This window comes from Gloeothece verrucosa PCC 7822, from assembly GCF_000147335.1.
GTDB lineage: Bacteria > Cyanobacteriota > Cyanobacteriia > Cyanobacteriales > Microcystaceae > Gloeothece > Gloeothece verrucosa.
This window is the reverse complement of record NC_014501.1, coordinates 1,039,033-1,056,250: the sequence shown is the minus strand read 5'-3', so window position 1 is coordinate 1,056,250 and position 17,218 is coordinate 1,039,033. Positions and strand designations below refer to the sequence as shown.

The 17,218-nt window shown below is 40.9% G+C and carries 13 protein-coding genes, 1 tRNA gene, 1 pseudogene and 1 riboswitch; of the genes and pseudogenes, 8 read left to right on the top strand and 7 right to left on the bottom strand.

Annotated features, from left to right (window positions below):
- Positions 1–78 precede the first annotated feature (78 nt).
- Together CYAN7822_RS04720 and CYAN7822_RS39350 are read left to right on the top strand one after the other, a co-directional pair.
- A complete protein-coding gene (locus CYAN7822_RS04720) occupies positions 79–531 on the top strand; it encodes a DUF29 domain-containing protein (protein ID WP_013321096.1) in 453 nt (150 codons plus the stop codon).
- Positions 532–580: 49 nt separating this feature from the next.
- Positions 581–706 (top strand): annotated as a pseudogene (locus tag CYAN7822_RS39350) (Uma2 family endonuclease); the annotation flags it as partial.
- On the opposite strand, the gene CYAN7822_RS04715 reads toward CYAN7822_RS39350, so the two are convergent.
- The 6 genes from CYAN7822_RS04715 to CYAN7822_RS04695 all read right to left on the bottom strand — a co-directional run bounded on the left by CYAN7822_RS04715 (position 692) and on the right by CYAN7822_RS04695 (position 5,472).
- Positions 692–1,198: a hypothetical protein gene (locus tag CYAN7822_RS04715; protein ID WP_013321095.1), complete on the bottom strand. Its 507-nt coding sequence runs from the start codon at positions 1,196–1,198 to the stop codon at positions 692–694. The pseudogene CYAN7822_RS39350 and the gene CYAN7822_RS04715 sit on opposite strands and share 15 nt — an antisense overlap.
- On the bottom strand, positions 1,177–1,329 hold the full coding sequence (locus CYAN7822_RS38390) for a hypothetical protein (RefSeq protein ID WP_013321094.1): 153 nt from the start codon (positions 1,327–1,329) through the stop codon (positions 1,177–1,179). Before CYAN7822_RS38390 ends, CYAN7822_RS04715 begins: the two co-directional genes overlap by 22 nt.
- Before the next feature lie 191 nt (positions 1,330–1,520).
- The gene (locus CYAN7822_RS04710) at positions 1,521–2,159 is read right to left on the bottom strand and encodes a Uma2 family endonuclease (protein WP_013321093.1); all 639 of its coding nucleotides are present in this window, start codon (positions 2,157–2,159) and stop codon (positions 1,521–1,523) included.
- A 78-nt stretch (positions 2,160–2,237) separates the two neighbouring features.
- The gene (locus CYAN7822_RS04705; protein ID WP_013321092.1) at positions 2,238–2,942 is read right to left on the bottom strand and encodes a DevA family ABC transporter ATP-binding protein; all 705 of its coding nucleotides are present in this window, start codon (positions 2,940–2,942) and stop codon (positions 2,238–2,240) included.
- 28 nt (positions 2,943–2,970) lie between these two features.
- Entirely contained in the window at positions 2,971–4,122 is a 1,152-nt protein-coding gene (gene devC / locus CYAN7822_RS04700; protein ID WP_013321091.1) for an ABC transporter permease DevC, read from the bottom strand.
- Positions 4,123–4,149: 27 nt separating this feature from the next.
- Entirely contained in the window at positions 4,150–5,472 is a 1,323-nt protein-coding gene (locus tag CYAN7822_RS04695; RefSeq protein WP_013321090.1) for an ABC exporter membrane fusion protein, read from the bottom strand.
- A 113-nt stretch (positions 5,473–5,585) separates the two neighbouring features.
- Positions 5,586–5,731, top strand: a riboswitch (cobalamin riboswitch).
- Between the two features lie 22 nt (positions 5,732–5,753).
- Here CYAN7822_RS04695 and CYAN7822_RS35550 point away from each other — a divergent pair.
- Together CYAN7822_RS35550 and CYAN7822_RS04690 are read left to right on the top strand one after the other, a co-directional pair.
- Positions 5,754–5,945, top strand: a complete 192-nt coding sequence (locus CYAN7822_RS35550; protein ID WP_013321089.1) for a CbtB domain-containing protein — start codon at positions 5,754–5,756, stop codon at positions 5,943–5,945.
- Between the two features lie 97 nt (positions 5,946–6,042).
- A complete protein-coding gene (locus CYAN7822_RS04690; protein ID WP_013321088.1) occupies positions 6,043–7,221 on the top strand; it encodes a hypothetical protein in 1,179 nt (392 codons plus the stop codon).
- A gap of 293 nt (positions 7,222–7,514) precedes the next feature.
- On the opposite strand, the gene CYAN7822_RS04685 is transcribed toward CYAN7822_RS04690, so the two are convergent.
- Entirely contained in the window at positions 7,515–9,887 is a 2,373-nt protein-coding gene (locus CYAN7822_RS04685) for an ATP-dependent Clp protease ATP-binding subunit (RefSeq protein ID WP_013321087.1), read from the bottom strand.
- 302 nt (positions 9,888–10,189) lie between these two features.
- On the opposite strand from CYAN7822_RS04685, the gene CYAN7822_RS04680 reads away from it, so the two are divergent.
- The 4 genes from CYAN7822_RS04680 to CYAN7822_RS04665 all read left to right on the top strand — a co-directional run bounded on the left by CYAN7822_RS04680 (position 10,190) and on the right by CYAN7822_RS04665 (position 17,125).
- Positions 10,190–10,262 (top strand) — tRNA-Met (locus tag CYAN7822_RS04680).
- A gap of 138 nt (positions 10,263–10,400) precedes the next feature.
- Entirely contained in the window at positions 10,401–11,606 is a 1,206-nt protein-coding gene (locus CYAN7822_RS04675) for an Arm DNA-binding domain-containing protein (RefSeq protein WP_013321086.1), read from the top strand.
- A gap of 245 nt (positions 11,607–11,851) precedes the next feature.
- Positions 11,852–12,373: a hypothetical protein gene (locus CYAN7822_RS04670; protein WP_013321085.1), complete on the top strand. Its 522-nt coding sequence runs from the start codon at positions 11,852–11,854 to the stop codon at positions 12,371–12,373.
- Positions 12,374–12,487: 114 nt separating this feature from the next.
- Positions 12,488–17,125 (top strand): bifunctional class I SAM-dependent methyltransferase/DEAD/DEAH box helicase, encoded by a 4,638-nt coding sequence (locus tag CYAN7822_RS04665; protein ID WP_013321084.1) that lies wholly within the window; start codon positions 12,488–12,490, stop codon positions 17,123–17,125.
- Positions 17,126–17,218: the final 93 nt, after the last annotated feature.

Below are 17,218 nucleotides of genomic sequence, written 5' to 3'. Positions count from 1 at the left end.
CAACCCCCCTTATTAAGGGGGGCTATAGCTAAAATATTTATAATTAACCCAACTTTTGAGTAAACCTCCATAACGCTTATGACTACAGAAATATTACCCAAGCTAAAGGCGTTATATGAACAAGACTTTCCTTTATGGATAGATGAAATCGTTAAGCAATTAAAATCTCGTAATTTTGAGGAGGTAGACTGGGACAATTTAATTGAGGAGGTTGAATCTTTGGGACGAGAGCAAAAAAACAAGGTGGAAGGATATTTATATCAACTGTTTAGACATTTGCTGTTGTATCAATATTGGGAAACTGAAAAAGAATGGTGTGCATCGGGTTGGGAAGATGAAATCGATATTTTTAGAAAACAGCTAAATATGTTGGTACGGAGTAAAACGCTTTATAATTATTTGCTTTCTATTTATGATGAAACTTACCAGGATGCTCGACGTTCAGTGATTCGCAAAACTGAGCTAAAAATCTTTCCTGAATTATGTCCTTATACCGTTGAGCAAGTTCTCGATCCTGAATGGTTGCCTTAACTATTACTAAAAAAAGTCCCCCTTATTAAGGGGGATTTAGGGGGATAAGATGCTTACTAATACGATTTCTAAACTCACTCTAGAATAATTTTTAAGGCTTCCTGAAACTAAACCAGCCAGTGAATATATTAATGGTATTGTCTCTCAGAAACCTATGTCGCTAGAAAAACATTCTCGACAATTTTCCGTATTTACAATTCCAATGCTTATTTAAAGCCTGTAGTATTGCATCCCATTCTTTAGATTCCATTAAAGTAGCAACTAATTTATTTACAGCTTCTCGAAGCACTTCAGTCGCCAACTCTACTCGTTGAGGATTACTTGATCCTTGAATCCATTGAACTGCTCGAACTGTGTTTGTAGGACGGTTAAATACATTGTAGGGGCTAACATTAGGAGGCTCAATAGTTTCATGACGAGTGATAATATGTTTAGTTGGGTCAAGTCCAATCCCAAAAACACCGAGCTTTTTTACAGGTAAACAGGAGAATGATTTAGAATCTGAAGGTCCATATATCAGTTGCATTGGTGCTTGTTGTCTAATTTGTTGAAGAGCATCCTTTTTAATTAACTGTTTAGGGTTTACTTCACGGGTTGGAGAAGTAGTTTTAAGATCCCAATACTCAACAGAACTATCCCAAGTTTTTATAGCAAATCTAGATCCCAACCTAATTCAAAAGTACCATTCCTTCCCATTGCTGTTTTAATTAAGATAGGAGCATTTGTAGGTAACAGATTAAAAGTTTCAATTTCTTTTTTACACTTATTAATCAATGTATTTCTCCAAGGTCTACTCATAAGATTCATTTCCTTAAAAAAACGTCAATAGTCTATCTTTTATTGTATAAGTTAAAGTTGCTCAAGATAAATCACAAAAACAACTAAACTAATTCGTATATAGATAGATTTATAGTTGTTTACATTCTAATTATCTGGCATACTTTAGGTTTTCCCTATAATTTTGGTATTAGCGAGTCTATAGAGTTATTTTAGCCTAAATCCTGCTCAAACTGCCGCAATGCTACACTAGAACCATTTGTCCACGCTAATTCTACATATTTAGGTAAAAGATTTTTAACATCTATATTTTTAAATATCTGACTTTGGTTACTATTTATATATTGCTCACCCTCTAAAATATAAATTAACAATTCACCCCGACGATAAATCCATAATTCAGGAATAGCTATCGGTAAATAATCTGCGGCTTGAGTTCTAGAAGTTAAGTCTACCTCTATGGCTAAATCGGGCGGCGGCTCAACCGTTAAATCAATCTTCTCTTTGCCTAAAATGGCTTGACGATTGTTAATATAAAAACAAGTATCTGGTTCTACTCCTGCTTGTTTGAATCTTTTTAGGGTAATAGGATCAAAGCTATGCCAATCTTTGCCTTGATAACGTAATAAAATTTTAATAAGATCCCGTAAAGTATCAATCCGATTCCCGTGCCCAGGTAGAGGTGACATTAGAAAAATTTCCTCGGTTTTAGCATTAAAATATATCTTAGGAATAACTCTATCTTGACGACTATTCAAAAGTTGTTCGTAATCGTCCCAGGTTTGATGACGCAACACCACTTCACCCCCTGGCGGCAAATTGATAGTATCTTCGCTAATAGTAATAAACATAATTTATGTTCCCGTATAATCTTTTATTCTAACAAACTCCTATCTATAATTTATCTGGGCACAAATCTACCTAAAAAACTAAGCAATAAGTTGATTTTCTTTTAAATATCCATCTTCTAACTCCACAATCCGATCAGCAACATCCAAAATCCGGTTATCATGAGTCACAATTAAAATAGTGCAACCTTGCTCTTTTGCTAATTGCTGCATCAACACTACTACATCATGGCCCGATTTACTATCTAATGATGCTGTAGGTTCATCCGCTAATACCATTTTAGGACGACTGACTAAAGCGCGAGCAATCGCTACCCGTTGTTTTTGTCCACCGGAAAGATTACGAGGATAATAATTAACACGCTCACCTAATCCTACAGATTCTAACATTGCAATGGATCTCTGTTTTATTTCCCGCTCAGAAATCCCCTGATGTAACTCAATAGACATCTGAACATTTTGTCTTGCTGTTAAACAATCGAGCAAATTATGAGCCTGAAAAATATAACCGATTTTCCGTCTTGTTTCAATTAATTTTTGTTTTTTTGCTCCCACTAATTCTTGTCCAAATACTTGTAAACTTCCTGCTTGAGGTGAGCGTAATCCTCCCATTAAGGTTAACAGGGTAGTTTTACCCGAACCTGACGGGCCTTTTAAAATGACCACTTCCCCAGGTAGAAGCGTTAAATTAATATGAAATAAAATCTGTTTTCTTAAGGCTCCCTGTCCAAAAAAATGATCTAAATTTTTAATATCTACTACGGGATTATTAGGATTATTATTCATGGTGACTCTTTCAACCCCATTGTTTAGTTTAAAAAATATCTGCTGGATCGGCGGCTCGGAGTTTACTCACAGCTATTGTACCAGAAACAACACACATAATTATTGTTAAAATTAAAACCATAATAGCTCTTGAAACCGTCATGATAATGGGTAGCCCCGTTGCTTTTGCCGCATTAGAATACATAAACATCGCCACTACTATACCAGGCATAAAGCCAATAATGGCTAAAATAATTGCCTCTTGAAAAACGACTAAAAGTAAATATTGATCGGTATAGCCCATCGCCTTTAGAGTGGCATATTCCGGTAAATGATCGGAAACATCAGTATAAAGAATTTGATAAACAATCACTGTACCGACAATAAAGCCCATTGTGGTTCCTAAAGCAAAGACAAACCCAATAGATGTTGAGCTATTCCAGTAATTTTTTTCAAACTCGATAAATTCCGCTTTAGTCATGACTTTTACGTCATCGGCGGCAATTTCTTTTTTAATTTCTTGGATAACTGATTTGACATCTGCATCCTTTTCTAGCTGAATTAATCCCAGATCGATTAAACCTCGGTCTCGCTCAGAAAAAAGACGGAAGAAATTAACATCACTGGTAATTAAATTGCCATCTGCACCAAAAGATGTTCCTAATGAAAATAATCCCCCTACTTTAATTTTACGATCAGCTACTTCTGTCGTGACAGTTTTTCCCGCATTAATCCATTCTGCTACGGGGCCAAATTCTTCTCGGGATTGTTGGTCATATAAAACGACATCTTGTTGTTTTAGTACATCTTTTTTTTCATTTACGCCAGGTAAATTAACTACATTTTTTTCAGGATTATAACCAATGACTAAAATATTTTTTGAGGTTTTTTCGACGGGATTTTTCCAAAAAGCAAATGATATATACATGGGAGTTACTGATTTAACTCCCGGCACTCCTCTAGCTTCATATAAGCGACGCTGAGAAAATTGTTTAAGCTTAACAAAAGTTTCTGATTGAGAATTGAATATAACAATATCTGCTTGCAAATTTTTTTGTAATTTTACTGAACTGTCAAAAAGGGCTTCTCGAAAGCCTAGCTGCATAAACATTAACATATCAGCAAAAGTGATGCCAGCTATAGCAACTAATAGACGGGTTTTTTCATGAGTTAATTGTAACCAAGAGAGAGGAATTTTCATGGTTTTTAAAAATAAATAGTCAATTCATTATTGATTTTTTAGCGGGATTTCAGCCACAACTTTTCCATAAGTTAAACCCGAAACTCGACGACTGGATTCTGGGTCAAGCAAGATTTTAACTTCTATGACTCGAACATCTACATCAGCCGCAGGATCGGTGTTTAATACATCTTTTTTCCCAATTTGTAAGCCGATATGATAGATTTTTCCGGTTAATTTTTGGCTAAAAGTATTATTTTCACTGGTGATGAATGCGGTTTGTCCAAGCTTGACCTTATTAATATCGCTTTCATAGACCTCTGCAATGACGATCATTTGATCAGTATTCCCTATCTCTGCAATGCCATTTTTGTCGTCAACTTTTGCACCAGGACGGCTATAGATTTTTAAGATCTGACCATTAAGCGGCGCTTTGACATAAGCTAATTCTAAATCGGCTTGGGCTTTTTTAAGATTCGCATTGGCTTTGTCGACTTCAGCTTGCGCTTTTTGCACATCTACCGGACGAACTTCAGCAATGCGCTCTAAAGTTGCTTTGGCTTCGTCTATTTGTTTTTGCAGGGTGTCTACTTGTTTTTGAGATAGGGAACTTTGTTCTTTTATTTGTTCATTGAGGGTATCTACGGTTTTTTTCAGCCTTGCTTTAGCTTCTGAGACTTTTTCTCTAGCGGTGGCTAATTTTAGCGAGCGTTCATCTAAATCTGAGTCTGATATTACCCCTTCTTGTGCTAATTTTTCATAGCGTTGAAAGTCTTTTTCGGCATCTCTCAACTCAGCTTGTAGCCGCTCTATAGTAGCTTGTTGTTCCTCTTGTTCGCCGGCTAAAGAGGCTTGTAGGCGAGCAATGGTAACTTGATTAGTGGCAATTTCTCCTGACAATTCCGCTTGTAGGCGAGCAATGGTGGCACGTTGGGCTTCTATTTCCCCTTGTTTTGCTCCGGCTTTGACAATGTCTAAGTTAGCAAGGGCGACTTCTACCTCTTTTTGAGCAACGCCTACTGCGGCTTGTTCTTGGGGTAAGTTATCTAAAATAGCAATCGTTTGACCTTTTTTGACAAGATCTCCTTCTTCTACTAATAACTGAACCACTTTTGCTCCTCCCATGTTGGGAGCCGGTGCAATTTTTATCACTTCCCCTTGAGGTTCAATTCTGCCCAACGCGGTAACGGCTGATATTTGTTTTGTTTGACTGACAGGAGGGGGTGAAGGTTTAGATTCTATTTGACTTTGTCGAAGTCCGTAAATGGTCGATCCTATAGTGATGAGTGCCCCAAGGGAACAGGCGGCTATTACCCATCGTTTTCCGTCTTTTAAAAAGATTGGCTTTTTGAACTCTGTTGTTTGTGCCATATTGTCCTCTACGGAGAACTGGACTGTCTAGTATGATTATAAACTGATCTTGAGTAATATTTACAGGATTACGTTATTTGGAAATTTGTATATAAGCTATAGCTTAGTTGATATAATTTAGGTTGCTTATCGGTTCTAGTGAAAGTCCGCCACTAGAGGTAACGGGGAAAGATCGGTGCAAATCCGCCACTGTCCCGCAACTGTAATAAGACTGTGTTGCTCTTTGAGTCAGAATGCCCGCCGATGACAATTATTGATTAAGTTCATCTGCGAGGTACAGAATGAGAACGCCTATTCAAGTTTCTAAGTGGCAGCGAACAGAACAACTGATTTTATTGCTACCCATTCAGGTCATCCTCTACGTTTCACTGTGGGCGCTGATTCTTTGGCTTGTTTTTTTTAGTACCTATCCTGCGGTGCATGATGCAACCCATTCCCTGAGACATCATCTGGCCGGTGTGAGTTGTCATTAATTATTGATTCTCAATTATTAACGAGCGCTTTTTAAGAGCGACCCTGGGCACTTAAAAGGAGTGCCTCTACTAATAATTCTTTGTAGGAGTTTAAAGCATGAGCTTAAGAAATTGGTGGTCTGTGTTGTTTGGCACAGCTTGCCTGGTGATCGTTATTTTCTCATCGATTGTTGGTTTTTCTCAATCGCCTCAGCCTTCTGTACAGTTAACCACTGTGCCATCTATGGATCACGTGATCCCATTTGAAGCCGAAGCGACCACCTTGTTAGGGTCAGGACAATTTAAGCCGCCGGTGCAATTAAAGTTTCGCGCCTTAGATGCAGTCGGTCAACCCTTGTCAAATGCTCAATTTCATCTGCAAGTTTTAACACCCGAGAAAACCCCTTGGTTTACCACAGATTTTCCGCTTGTTGAAGGAACCAAATTACTCGACATTGTTGGGGATGCACCAACCGGGGAGTTTCAAATTGAGCAGGTTTTTCCCATTCGAGGAACCTATAAATTACTGGTGCAGGTGACACCAACCCTAGAGAATGCTTTTGTTCCTATGGAGCAAACCCTAACTTTATCTGTGCCCGAAAATCTGGCAAAATTCCGCTATTTATCGGTATTGGTAGGGGTTTTGCTGGTGATGGGTTTTATAGGAGGATGGGTTATTGGTGCTAGAGACGAGATTCAACCCGGTGAAATTGCTCCCCGACGAGTACGATTTCTTTTGAGTGGTGTAACGGTGGTGGCAATTGTGGCGCTGTTGTCCATTAATATTAGTGCTGAAATGGGCCAAGCGCATATAACTCAAATGAGTCATGTTGCTAACGATTCCGGCATAGTTGAATCTGAGGGGTTGAAGTTGGAAATTGGCGGAGATTATCAGGCAACGGTGGGTCAACCTGCGGCATTGCAAGTTAAACTGACAGATAGTCAAAATCAGCCGGTGACGGGTGCTACGTTTACGATTAAAACCACTCAACTTGAGAATAACTGGGTCGCGTTTGCCTATCAAGGCGTTTCTGACAGTCAAGGACAATTGATGTGGCAGCAAGAGTTTTTTGATGGTGCTAACCATAAGATTGAGGTAGAAGTTTCTCCTCAACATGATGCTACCTTGCAATTCCAGCCTTTTAAAGCGAGTCAAGAAATTGAGGTGATAGGCGTTGCGCCGCCTTTAGGAGTGCGATTGATTGGTTTGTTCTATTTGGTTGGTGTTTTAATAATTGGGTTGATGATGGGGCTTTGGTTTGCGCGTCGTCGGATTCAAAGAGTTTCCTATTCTTAGATAGTAGGGTGTGTTAGCGAAGTGTAACGCACCCTAGATACTTTTCTTTTTTTATCAATGTGTAAATCCGAGCTAAGTACCTGGACAAAATTAAAGTTAACTGTTTGGTAAGGGAACACCGGATCTGGGATCTGGGAACAGGGAACAGGTAAGGGATTGAGATATTTTTAAGAATTAATCTATTGTTCATTTATTTATGCCCACCTACTTAGATAAATAATGATTTGAGCCTGCGTAGGCAGGCTTAGACCGTATAGCCCCACCCTTTAGGGTGTGGGCGCTCGTTTTTCTCATTAACCGACTGGTTGTAAACGCAATACAGCTTGTTGGGCGCTTAAAACTTGGACTTGACCCTGTTCATTGACATCCACAATAATGCTGTCACCATCATGCACTTGTCCAGCTAAAATTGCCTCAGCCAAACTATCCTCTAAACGCCGCATAATCGCACGACGTAAAGGTCTGGCCCCATAACTAGGATCATAGCCTTCTTTAACCACTAACTCCTTAAATCCTTCAGTCACATCTAGAACGATTTCTCGTTGTTCCTTCAACTGAATTGCTATTTCTTGTAGAAGAATATCAGCAATCTCCTTAACTTCATTGCGGGTCAATTGACGGAAGACGATAATTTCATCAAGACGGTTGAGGAATTCAGGACGGAAATAATTTTTCAGTTCTTCAGTGACTAAATTGCGGATGTAGTTGTATTGAGACTCACTGACATCATCAGAGATGGCAAACCCTAAACCACCGCCTCCTTTTTCGATTACCTTAGAACCCACATTAGAGGTCATAATGATCAGAGTATTCTTAAAGTCCACAGTACGGCCCTTAGCATCTGTCAAACGACCATCATCTAATAGTTGAAGTAAGGTATTAAATACATCCGGATGAGCCTTTTCAATTTCATCAAACAGGATGACTGTATAAGGTTTACGGCGGACGGCTTCAGTTAATTGACCTCCTTCGTCATAACCAATGTATCCTGGAGGAGAACCAATTAATTTAGAAACCGTGTGAGGTTCCATAAACTCCGACATATCTAGACGGATCATCGCATCAGCAGACCCGAAAAGGAAAGTCGCTAACGCTTTGGCCAGTTCTGTTTTACCGACACCTGTAGGACCTGCAAAAATGAAAGAAGCTATCGGACGGTTAGGGTCTTTCATTCCCACTCTGGCGCGGCGTACAGCACGAGAAACGGCTTTTACTGCTTCATCTTGACCAATGATGCGCTCATGTAACCGCGCTTCTAGGTAGATTAAAGACTCTGATTCAGTTTCACTGACTTTGTTTACTGGGACACCTGTCCAAGATGAAACAATTTCGGCGATTTCTTCTTCATCAACTACAGGAACTAAAGAGTCTGGGTTAATGATGGTAGACTCTTCTAGCTGTTTTTCGGGATGGGTTTTCTTGTTGTGAGAGTATTGAACCCGCATCCTTGAACCGGCTTCATCGATCAGATCGATCGCTTTATCAGGAAGGAAGCGATCCGAGATATAACGATCTGAAAGTTTAGCCGCCGCGACTAACGCCTCATCAGAGAATTTAACTTTATGGAAATCTTCATAAGATTTGCGTAATCCTTGAAGAATCTCAATGGTTTCTTCTACAGTCGGTTCACCCACCATCACGGGTTGAAAACGGCGCTCAAGAGCGGCATCTTTTTCGATATATTGACGATATTCATTGAGGGTGGTGGTTCCTAAACACTGCAATTCACCTCGCGCTAAAGCGGGTTTAATCATATTAGCCGCATCGAGAGAACCGCCTAACGCGCCTGCACCGACAAGGGTATGAATTTCGTCAATCACTAAGATAATATTTTTGGCGGCACGGACTTCTTCGACTATGGACTTAAGGCGTTCTTCAAATTCTCCTCTAAACCGGGTTCCGGCTAGAAGTAATCCTAAGTCTAGACTAAAGACCTGTTTATCTTGAAGTAATTCGGGAACTTCTCGGCTAACAATACGCTGGGCCAAACCTTCAGCGATGGCGGTTTTCCCGACTCCAGGTTCTCCCACTAAAACCGGATTGTTTTTGGTGCGGCGACCTAAAATTTGAATGGTTCTTTCTACTTCTCGATGTCGTCCCACCACTGGGTCGATTTTGCCTTCAGCCGCTAATTGAGTTAAATTGCTTCCAAACTCGGCTAAACTGAACGAGCGACTATTGCCCATAGCAAAACGGTTAGGTTCATCAGTTGGCGTGACTGAAGCGGCTGCCATTTGAGCATTTCTATTAATTAACTCAGTGCGTAGCACTTTGAGATCTACGCCTTGTTGAGTTAGGACTTTAGCGGCTAGAGATTCTTGATCAGAGCTAATAGCTAAGAGCAGATGAACTGGAGAGATAACTCGATTTCCTAACTGGCGGGCTTCTTGAAAGGCGGCTTCAAAAATCCGTTTAACTTTTGGTGTGAAGGGGATATTAGCGGGACTATAACCAGGCCCCCGACCAGTGATATTTTCAATGGTGCGTCTAGTCTGTGGTAGATTAATCCCCAGATCCCGAAGAACAGTTGCAGCGATTGAGGTTTCTTCGCCAATCACCCCCAATAATAGATGCTCGGTCCCTACCACGTTGTGGCCAGTGCGGCGGGCTTCTTCTTGGGCAAACATAATCGCTTTTACAGCTTTGTCACTAAAGTGTTCAAACATAGCACTTTGGATTTGGGGTTCTTAATATATCTTTATTTATTTTTACTTTAACCTTAAGGGGAAAGGGGGAGCAGTGGGAAAAGCCGTAATTCCAGGGAGAGTTTTTACTTTCTCACTCAAAAAAAGTTGAGAAATGAGTCACTTTGGTGTCGAACGGGTTCGCTACCCGAGTAAGTGTCTGAGTGAGGAAAAGTCTAGATGGTTTGTACTGGTAAGATGGTTATGGGAGAGAATTTTAGCTAATGAAAAAAATTTGACTAAACATTAAAATGTTGTGTATAATAGGAAAATGTGACAAGCAAGGCTCAGTAGCTCAGTGGTTAGAGCAGGGGACTCATAAGCCCAAGGTCGCAAGTTCAAATCTCGCCTGAGCCATATACAATACAATACTTCCAGTGAGAGTTCTATGGGATTCTCGCTTTTTAGTTTAGGTGTTTTTAGGTCAGTTTAGATCAAAAATTGGGGTAAATTTGGGGTAGAATTTAGTACATAAGAATCACAAGAGGAGTCCCCATGAACTCTAAAAATTCTTTGGGTAAAGCCTCGAAAGGCTCTGTGTGTCTCAAGATTTCCAACAACCGTATCCAGCTTGTCTTCACTGTCGCTGGTCAACGTCACTACCTCTCTACCGGACTAGCTGATACTCCAACAAACCGCAAGGTAGCCGCACGAAAAGCCGCCCTGATCGAGGATGACATTTTTAAAGAAAAATTCGATCCGACTCTAGAGAAGTACAAGCCACAATCAAAGCTAACTACCGTTACCCCAATTTTTACCCCAGACGACGAGCCACCCAAAACCCCGCTTTTGGATTTATGGACTCAGTACACCGAATTTCAGCGTAAACATCTAGAGGAGACAACGATCCTGCGGGACTACGGCAAAATCGAAAAGCGGATTAGGAAGTTTCCCAAACAGTTTTTAGAAGATGCTATCAATATTCAAACTTACTTGCTGAAAAATTATTCTACGGAGGTCACGAAACGCACTCTCAAACACCTGAGTGCTTGCTGTAATTGGGCTATGAGGAAACGGCTAATTGCGGAGAATCCTTTCAAAGAACTAGCCAAGGAAATCAAAACTAAAAAAACCAGTCAAGTATCCCGTAAACCTTTTTCCCGTGCTTGTGTAGCAGCAATCATTTCTGCGTTTGAGCATAATACTTATTCTTCTAAATACTCTTCAGTTCCTCATTCTTACTATGCTCCCTATGTCAAATTTCTCTTTCACACGGGTTGTAGGCCAGAAGAAGCAATCGCTCTGAAGTGGAAACATATCCAGAAAGATACGATTCTTTTCTGTGAAGCGGTTCCGACAGATGTTCGGATCAGAAAAGCAACGAAAACTGATAAATTCCGCTATTTCCCGATCAACCCCGAACTACAAACCATTCTTGAGACAATCAAGCCTGAGAAGTGTACTGCCGATTCTCTCGTATTTCCTGCTAAAAATGGCAAGGAATTAGATAGTCACAATTTTCTCAATCGGGTTTGGAAACCTATTGTTGAGCAGTTGGTAAACGAGGGGAAAGTGAGAGAATACTTGCCTCAATATAACTGTCGCCATACTTTTATTACTCTTTGCCTTGAGGATGGAATTCCGTCTCGCAGAGTTGCGGATTGGTGCGGCACATCGGTTAATGTAATCGAAAAGCACTATGCCGGTGCGATCGCTAATATCCAAGTCCCATCTTTTGGACTGGTGCAAGCTGAATTATGAATCCAGAGAGGAAAAAACTTTTTCTTGTCAATCTGTAAGGGGAATTTTCCAAGAAATCCCCTTATTGCTTTTATATTGTTTTTTTATTAATGTTTATCTAGTAGCTGCCCTTGGATAAATATTCAAAAATCTTATTTGAAGAGTTTAAACTGGCTAACGCCTTTTCTCAATGCAAGTGTCAATCTCTACATGAGGCACGAGCTACTCACAAGCAAATTACTCGATAAATTTGGAGAAAAAGTATCATGTTAGCTACAATCAACACCGTTTTGTTTCCACTCTTTCTCTTTGCCGTTTATTTCTGTGCTGCTTGTATCGTCATCCACATCTCGAATAAACCTTGGCAATACAATCAAGAAATTCCTTTAACAACCTCAGAAGTCAACCTTCAACTTGAAAAGATTACCGAAAATGTTAGAAACGAAACCGAGGAAAATTTTCTTGTTGAAATTACTCCTACTCCTGAATTGGCAAACTCTTCAACAAAAACAGAAATGTCTGAAATACCAAAACCGATAATAGTTGATAACGAATTGTTGCACTTCCTTGATACTCAAACTGAAACGATCATTAACAAGCTCAATAAACGCCAAAGCCGTAAACTTTGTAAACCCCTTGGTATTCAGCAGAAAAATGGCAAAGTTGAAAAGTCTCTCACCTTAATCAAAGCTGAAATTCTTAGCCACTTTAAAGATGAGCCACAAAAGGTCATTACTGTTATCACAGAACAACTTCCTGAATTTCTTTCTGTAGCGCATCAAGCTTGAGAAATAGCTGGTTAATGTTGATTTGAGGCAGGTTAATTATAAGTTAATGATTTAACCTGCTTCCATATTCTTGTGCTAAAAGACAGTCAAGGTCAATTAAGTAGAGAAAGAAATATGAATTTAACAGAAATTAAAACCAATCAATTATTTAATAATAATCTTGATCAAATCCATGAGGACATTGAACAAGTAAATGAGATCACAAATAAATTGAAAACCAAACGTCAGCAACTTACTCAATTATTTGACCGAGCAAGTACAGCAGTTGAAACTATCGGAGAATTGACAGATTTATTCCCTCAAGCGACCCCAGAAATTCGAGCCACTTTAGAAGCTATCTTTAGGCAAAATGAGGAACCCATGTCTGAGGTCAAACCGTTACAAGAAGTTAAACAACCTACCTCAACCCATCCACTTATTAAAGTAGGCTATCAACTTTTACCGGTTCTACAACAAGGGCAACCCATTACTAATGCTACCCTCTCTCGTTTAATGACCGAAAGCTTTGGCGGTTCCGATGCAGTAGGGTGTTGGGCTTGGAAAGATGCCTATGAAGCCCTAGAAATCGCTCAAATCCTGCTCATTCAACAGCAGGGTAGAAAAAGTCTTAATCAATCAAATTCTCTAGCTGTTCTTGGAGAAATTGAGCGAATACATCGACTTTGCCCCACTCAAACCCGACGTTCAGAGCGATCGATTCAGTTGCAGCAGTTTTCTACTCCCGTTCCCTTGGCTTATATTGTTTCGGTAGTCGCACAAATTACTCCTGATGATCTGGTGTTAGAACCAAGTGCAGGTACGGGAATTTTAGCGACTTTTGCTTGTGTTAATGGGGCGCAATTAATCCTCAACGAAATTTGTCCTCAACGTCAAGGCATTCTAGGGGAAATATTTCCTCAAACCCCTTTATTTATTCACAATGCCGAACAGATTGACGATTATCTCGACGAGAAATATCATCCAACTGTGGTAGTGATGAATCCGCCTTTCACCGCTTCCCCGAAGATGGCAAAACGTAATCAGTTTGCCACCCTTAAACACTTAGGTTCAGCACTGGCAAGACTGTCAAGAGGAGGCCGTTTGGTTGTCATTACGGCGAATTGGTTTTCACCCTTAAATCCCCAATGGCGAGATAGCTTTATTAAACTGCAACAATCGGCAAAAGTCGTCTTTTCCTGTGGGATTGATGGCAATTCTTATGCCAAACATGGGACAACGGTTGAGACTCGCTTAACAGTATTCGATAAAATTCCCTCCCCGAAGCCGGATGAGTTTGCCAACTGCTTTGATAAAGTTGTTGCCCTATCCGAATTGCTCAACTTGGTAGAAAGCGTTGTGCCAGAACGTCTTGCACTTACTACTATAATTGAACCGAAAACAAACACGCTCCCTCCTGAATCGGTCAATCTTGAAGGAAAGTTTTTAAAAGATTTTTATAAGTTCACCATATCCCCTAAAGCCAATCAGCCGAAAACCCAACAGCCAGAAGCTCCTTCACAAGATAAGCCAGATATCGGAGTATCTTTTGAGGATGTAGTAGAAATCGCTTATACCACTCGTGACTGGACTGGAAACGCAAGGGAGATATCTGATAGTCTTTATGAAGCCTACGAACCTCAGACTATCCTCATTGAAGGAGCAGTTCAACATCCATCGCCCTTGGTTCAAAGTGCAGCTATGGCGAGTGTAGCTCCGCCGAAGCCGGTTTATCGACCTCGCCTTATGCGATCGCTTATCACTGGAGGGATACTATCTGACGCTCAACTAGAATCAGTGATTTATGCAGGAGAATCTCATAGTCAGTTTCTCAAAGGTAATTATCAAGTTGATGACACCCTAGATATTGTTTCTGTAGCTACCCAAGAAGATGCTTCCGTCAGATTTCGTCGAGGCTACTTTATTGGAGATTCGACTGGCGTAGGTAAAGGCAGACAGGTAGGCGCTATCTTATTGGATAATTACCTACAAGGACGCAAAAGAGGGATCTGGATCTCCAAATCCGATACCCTACTCGAAGATGCACAGAGAGATTGGACAGCTTTGGGGGGTAAAACCGAGCAAATTCTTCCCTTAAGCAAATTTCGGCAAGGTGAACCCATTGAACTGACAGAAGGCATTATCTTCGTCACTTACGCCACCCTTCGTACTGAAGCCAAGCAGGGCAAGAAATCCCGCGTCGAACAGCTTATCGATTGGTGTGGCAAAGATTTTGATGGTGTAATCGTCTTTGATGAAGCACACTGTATGGCTAATGCTTCAGCAGAAAAGGGAGAACGGGGCATCAAGAAACCTTCTCTACAGGGAATTGCAGGATTACGATTACAACACGGATTACCAAGAGCAAGAGTTCTTTATGTTTCCGCAACAGGGGCAACGACCATTAATAACCTCGCCTACGCTCAACGATTAGGATTGTGGATGAGCCAAGAATTTCCCTTTGCCAACCAATCCGATTTTGTGGCCGAAATGGAAAAAGGTGGTATTGCTGCTTTAGAAGTGGTTTCACGGGATTTGAAAGCCCTAGGATTATATACTGCGCGATCGCTATCCTATCACGGCGTAGAGTATGACATTTTAGAGCATGAGTTAACTGATGAACAAATCGCCATCTATAACGCTTATGCTGATGCGTTTCAAATCATCCATCAAAACCTAGAAGCGGCATTAGAAGCGACTAACATTAGTAGTCCTACCGGGAAAACGCGAAACCGTAATGCCAAATCTGCTGCCCGTTCCGCGTTTGAAAGTAACAAACAGAGATTCTTCAACCATCTGATTACCTCGATGAAGTGTCCAACCCTGCTCAAAGCCATAGAACAGGATTTAGTTAATGGTCATGCTGCCGTGATTCAAATTACCTCAACTGATGAGGCTCTCTTAGACCGAAGATTAGCAGACATACCCACCGGTCAATGGCATGATTTACAAGTGGACATTACACCGAGAGAATACGTGATGGATTACCTGATGCACTCGTTTCCTGTCCAATTACATGAAATTTACACCGACGAGCAAGGTAATGAATACTCTCGTCCTGTAACCGATAGCGAGGGCAATCCGGTTTTATGTCAGGAAGCTTTAAGGCAGCGAGACGAACTGATTGAACGCTTGGGGCTGTTACCGCCAGTTCCTGGGGCACTTGACCAAATCATACAATATTTTGGTTATGAGAACGTGGCAGAAGTGACAGGGCGCTCTAAACGCATCGTCAAGGAAACCAAAGGGGGACGGGAACGGCTAGTATTACAGAAGCGTTCTGGTGCAGCTAATCTTGCCGAAACTGGAGCATTCATGGACGATAAAAAGCGTATTCTTGTCTTTTCTGAAGCGGGTGGCACAGGCAGAAGTTATCATGCTGACCTTAAAGCCAGAAATCAACGCCTACGAGTCCATTACCTCTTAGAAGCGGGTTGGAAGGCAGATTCAGCTATTCAAGGACTAGGGCGCAGTAATCGCACTAATCAAGCTCAACCGCCTTTATTCCGTCCTGTTACTACTAATGTTAAGGGTGAAAAACGGTTTCTCTCAACTATAGCCCGTCGTTTAGATTCCTTGGGGGCACTGACGCGAGGACAGAGACAAACAGGAGGACAGGGATTATTTCGAGAAGAGGATAATTTAGAATCGTACTACGCTAAAGCCGCATTACGGCAACTCTATCTCGCGCTCTACGCAGGAAAGCTCGATTGCTGTTGTTTAAAGGATTTTGAAGCATACACGGGACTATCTTTGACGACTCCTGAAGGCAATCTCAAGGAAGATTTACCACCGATTTCCCAATTCCTTAATCGTGTCCTAGCTTTACGGATTGAACTTCAAAATGCTTTATTTGAAGAGTTTGAAGTCAGGTTGGAGAGTAAGATTGAGGAAGCTATAGCTACGGGAAGCTATGAGGCGGGAGTAGAAACCCTCAAGGCTGACAACTTTAGCATTTTAGAGCAACAAGTCATCTATACTCACCCCGAAACTGGGGCACGAACCCACTGCGTCAAAATTGAGCGCAAACGTAAAGCTGATGTTTTAAGACTACCTGAAGCTTTAGAAATGTGCCAAAACTATCAGGGAAAATTAGTGGTTAATGAACGTTCTGGTCGAGTAGCGAACTGCTACGCAGCAGCGAAGCTGTTCGCTATTCCTACAAATAGCACAGTTACCGATGACGGGGCAATTGTTCGTCGGATTAACTTAATTCGTCCAGCCTCCAACGAAAAGATTAGTCTTGACCAATTTCGGGCTTCCACTTGGGAGGAAACAAACCAAGAAACTTTTAGTTGTCTCTGGCAGCAAGAAGTAGGGAATGCTCCTGAGTTTGAAGTGGATTCATTTTACTTGATTACAGGTTTGTTGTTACCTATTTGGAATCGCTTGGATGCTCTTAATATGCGGGTATTTCGGCTACAAACCGATAGCGGGGAGAAATTGCTTGGTCGGTTAGTCCATGCGGAGAATATTGCTTCTGTCTTCCGTAATTTAGGCATTACCCATACTCCTAAACTAACGGCTGATGAGGTTTTCCACGCCGTTACTCAACGTAAGGAAGTGATGCCGTTAGTACGAGGCTGGCAATTACGTTCATCATCTGTAATGGGCAATCAACGCCTAGAAATTACAGGTGTTCGCCAACAGGCAGAAGTCATGTATCTCAAAGCCCTTGGTTGCATGACGGAAATGATTAATTGGAAGCTAAGAGTCTTTATTCCGGTCAATGAGAAAGCGGCAAGAATTATCGATAAAATTCGCGCATTAACATAATGAAAGAAGGTAGGGCAAGGATAACTTTTTCTGCCTTTTTTTGTTGCTCTGCCTAACGGCGGTTGAGTTAAAAACTATCATATTAAGGAAAAA

What these genes read in the sequence shown, in the direction of transcription:
- CYAN7822_RS04720 (WP_013321096.1), top strand. Translation starts at nt 79, where the DNA reads ATGACTACAGAAATATTACCCAAGCTAAAGGCGTTATATGAACAAGAC.
- CYAN7822_RS38390 (WP_013321094.1), bottom strand. Translation starts at nt 1,329, where the DNA reads ATGAGTAGACCTTGGAGAAATACATTGATTAATAAGTGTAAAAAAGAA.
- CYAN7822_RS04710 (WP_013321093.1), bottom strand. Translation starts at nt 2,159, where the DNA reads ATGTTTATTACTATTAGCGAAGATACTATCAATTTGCCGCCAGGGGGT.
- CYAN7822_RS04705 (WP_013321092.1), bottom strand. Translation starts at nt 2,942, where the DNA reads ATGAATAATAATCCTAATAATCCCGTAGTAGATATTAAAAATTTAGAT.
- devC (WP_013321091.1), bottom strand. Translation starts at nt 4,122, where the DNA reads ATGAAAATTCCTCTCTCTTGGTTACAATTAACTCATGAAAAAACCCGT.
- CYAN7822_RS04695 (WP_013321090.1), bottom strand. Translation starts at nt 5,472, where the DNA reads ATGGCACAAACAACAGAGTTCAAAAAGCCAATCTTTTTAAAAGACGGA.
- CYAN7822_RS35550 (WP_013321089.1), top strand. Translation starts at nt 5,754, where the DNA reads ATGAGAACGCCTATTCAAGTTTCTAAGTGGCAGCGAACAGAACAACTG.
- CYAN7822_RS04690 (WP_013321088.1), top strand. Translation starts at nt 6,043, where the DNA reads ATGAGCTTAAGAAATTGGTGGTCTGTGTTGTTTGGCACAGCTTGCCTG.
- CYAN7822_RS04685 (WP_013321087.1), bottom strand. Translation starts at nt 9,887, where the DNA reads ATGTTTGAACACTTTAGTGACAAAGCTGTAAAAGCGATTATGTTTGCC.
- CYAN7822_RS04675 (WP_013321086.1), top strand. Translation starts at nt 10,401, where the DNA reads ATGAACTCTAAAAATTCTTTGGGTAAAGCCTCGAAAGGCTCTGTGTGT.
- CYAN7822_RS04670 (WP_013321085.1), top strand. Translation starts at nt 11,852, where the DNA reads ATGTTAGCTACAATCAACACCGTTTTGTTTCCACTCTTTCTCTTTGCC.
- CYAN7822_RS04665 (WP_013321084.1), top strand. Translation starts at nt 12,488, where the DNA reads ATGAATTTAACAGAAATTAAAACCAATCAATTATTTAATAATAATCTT.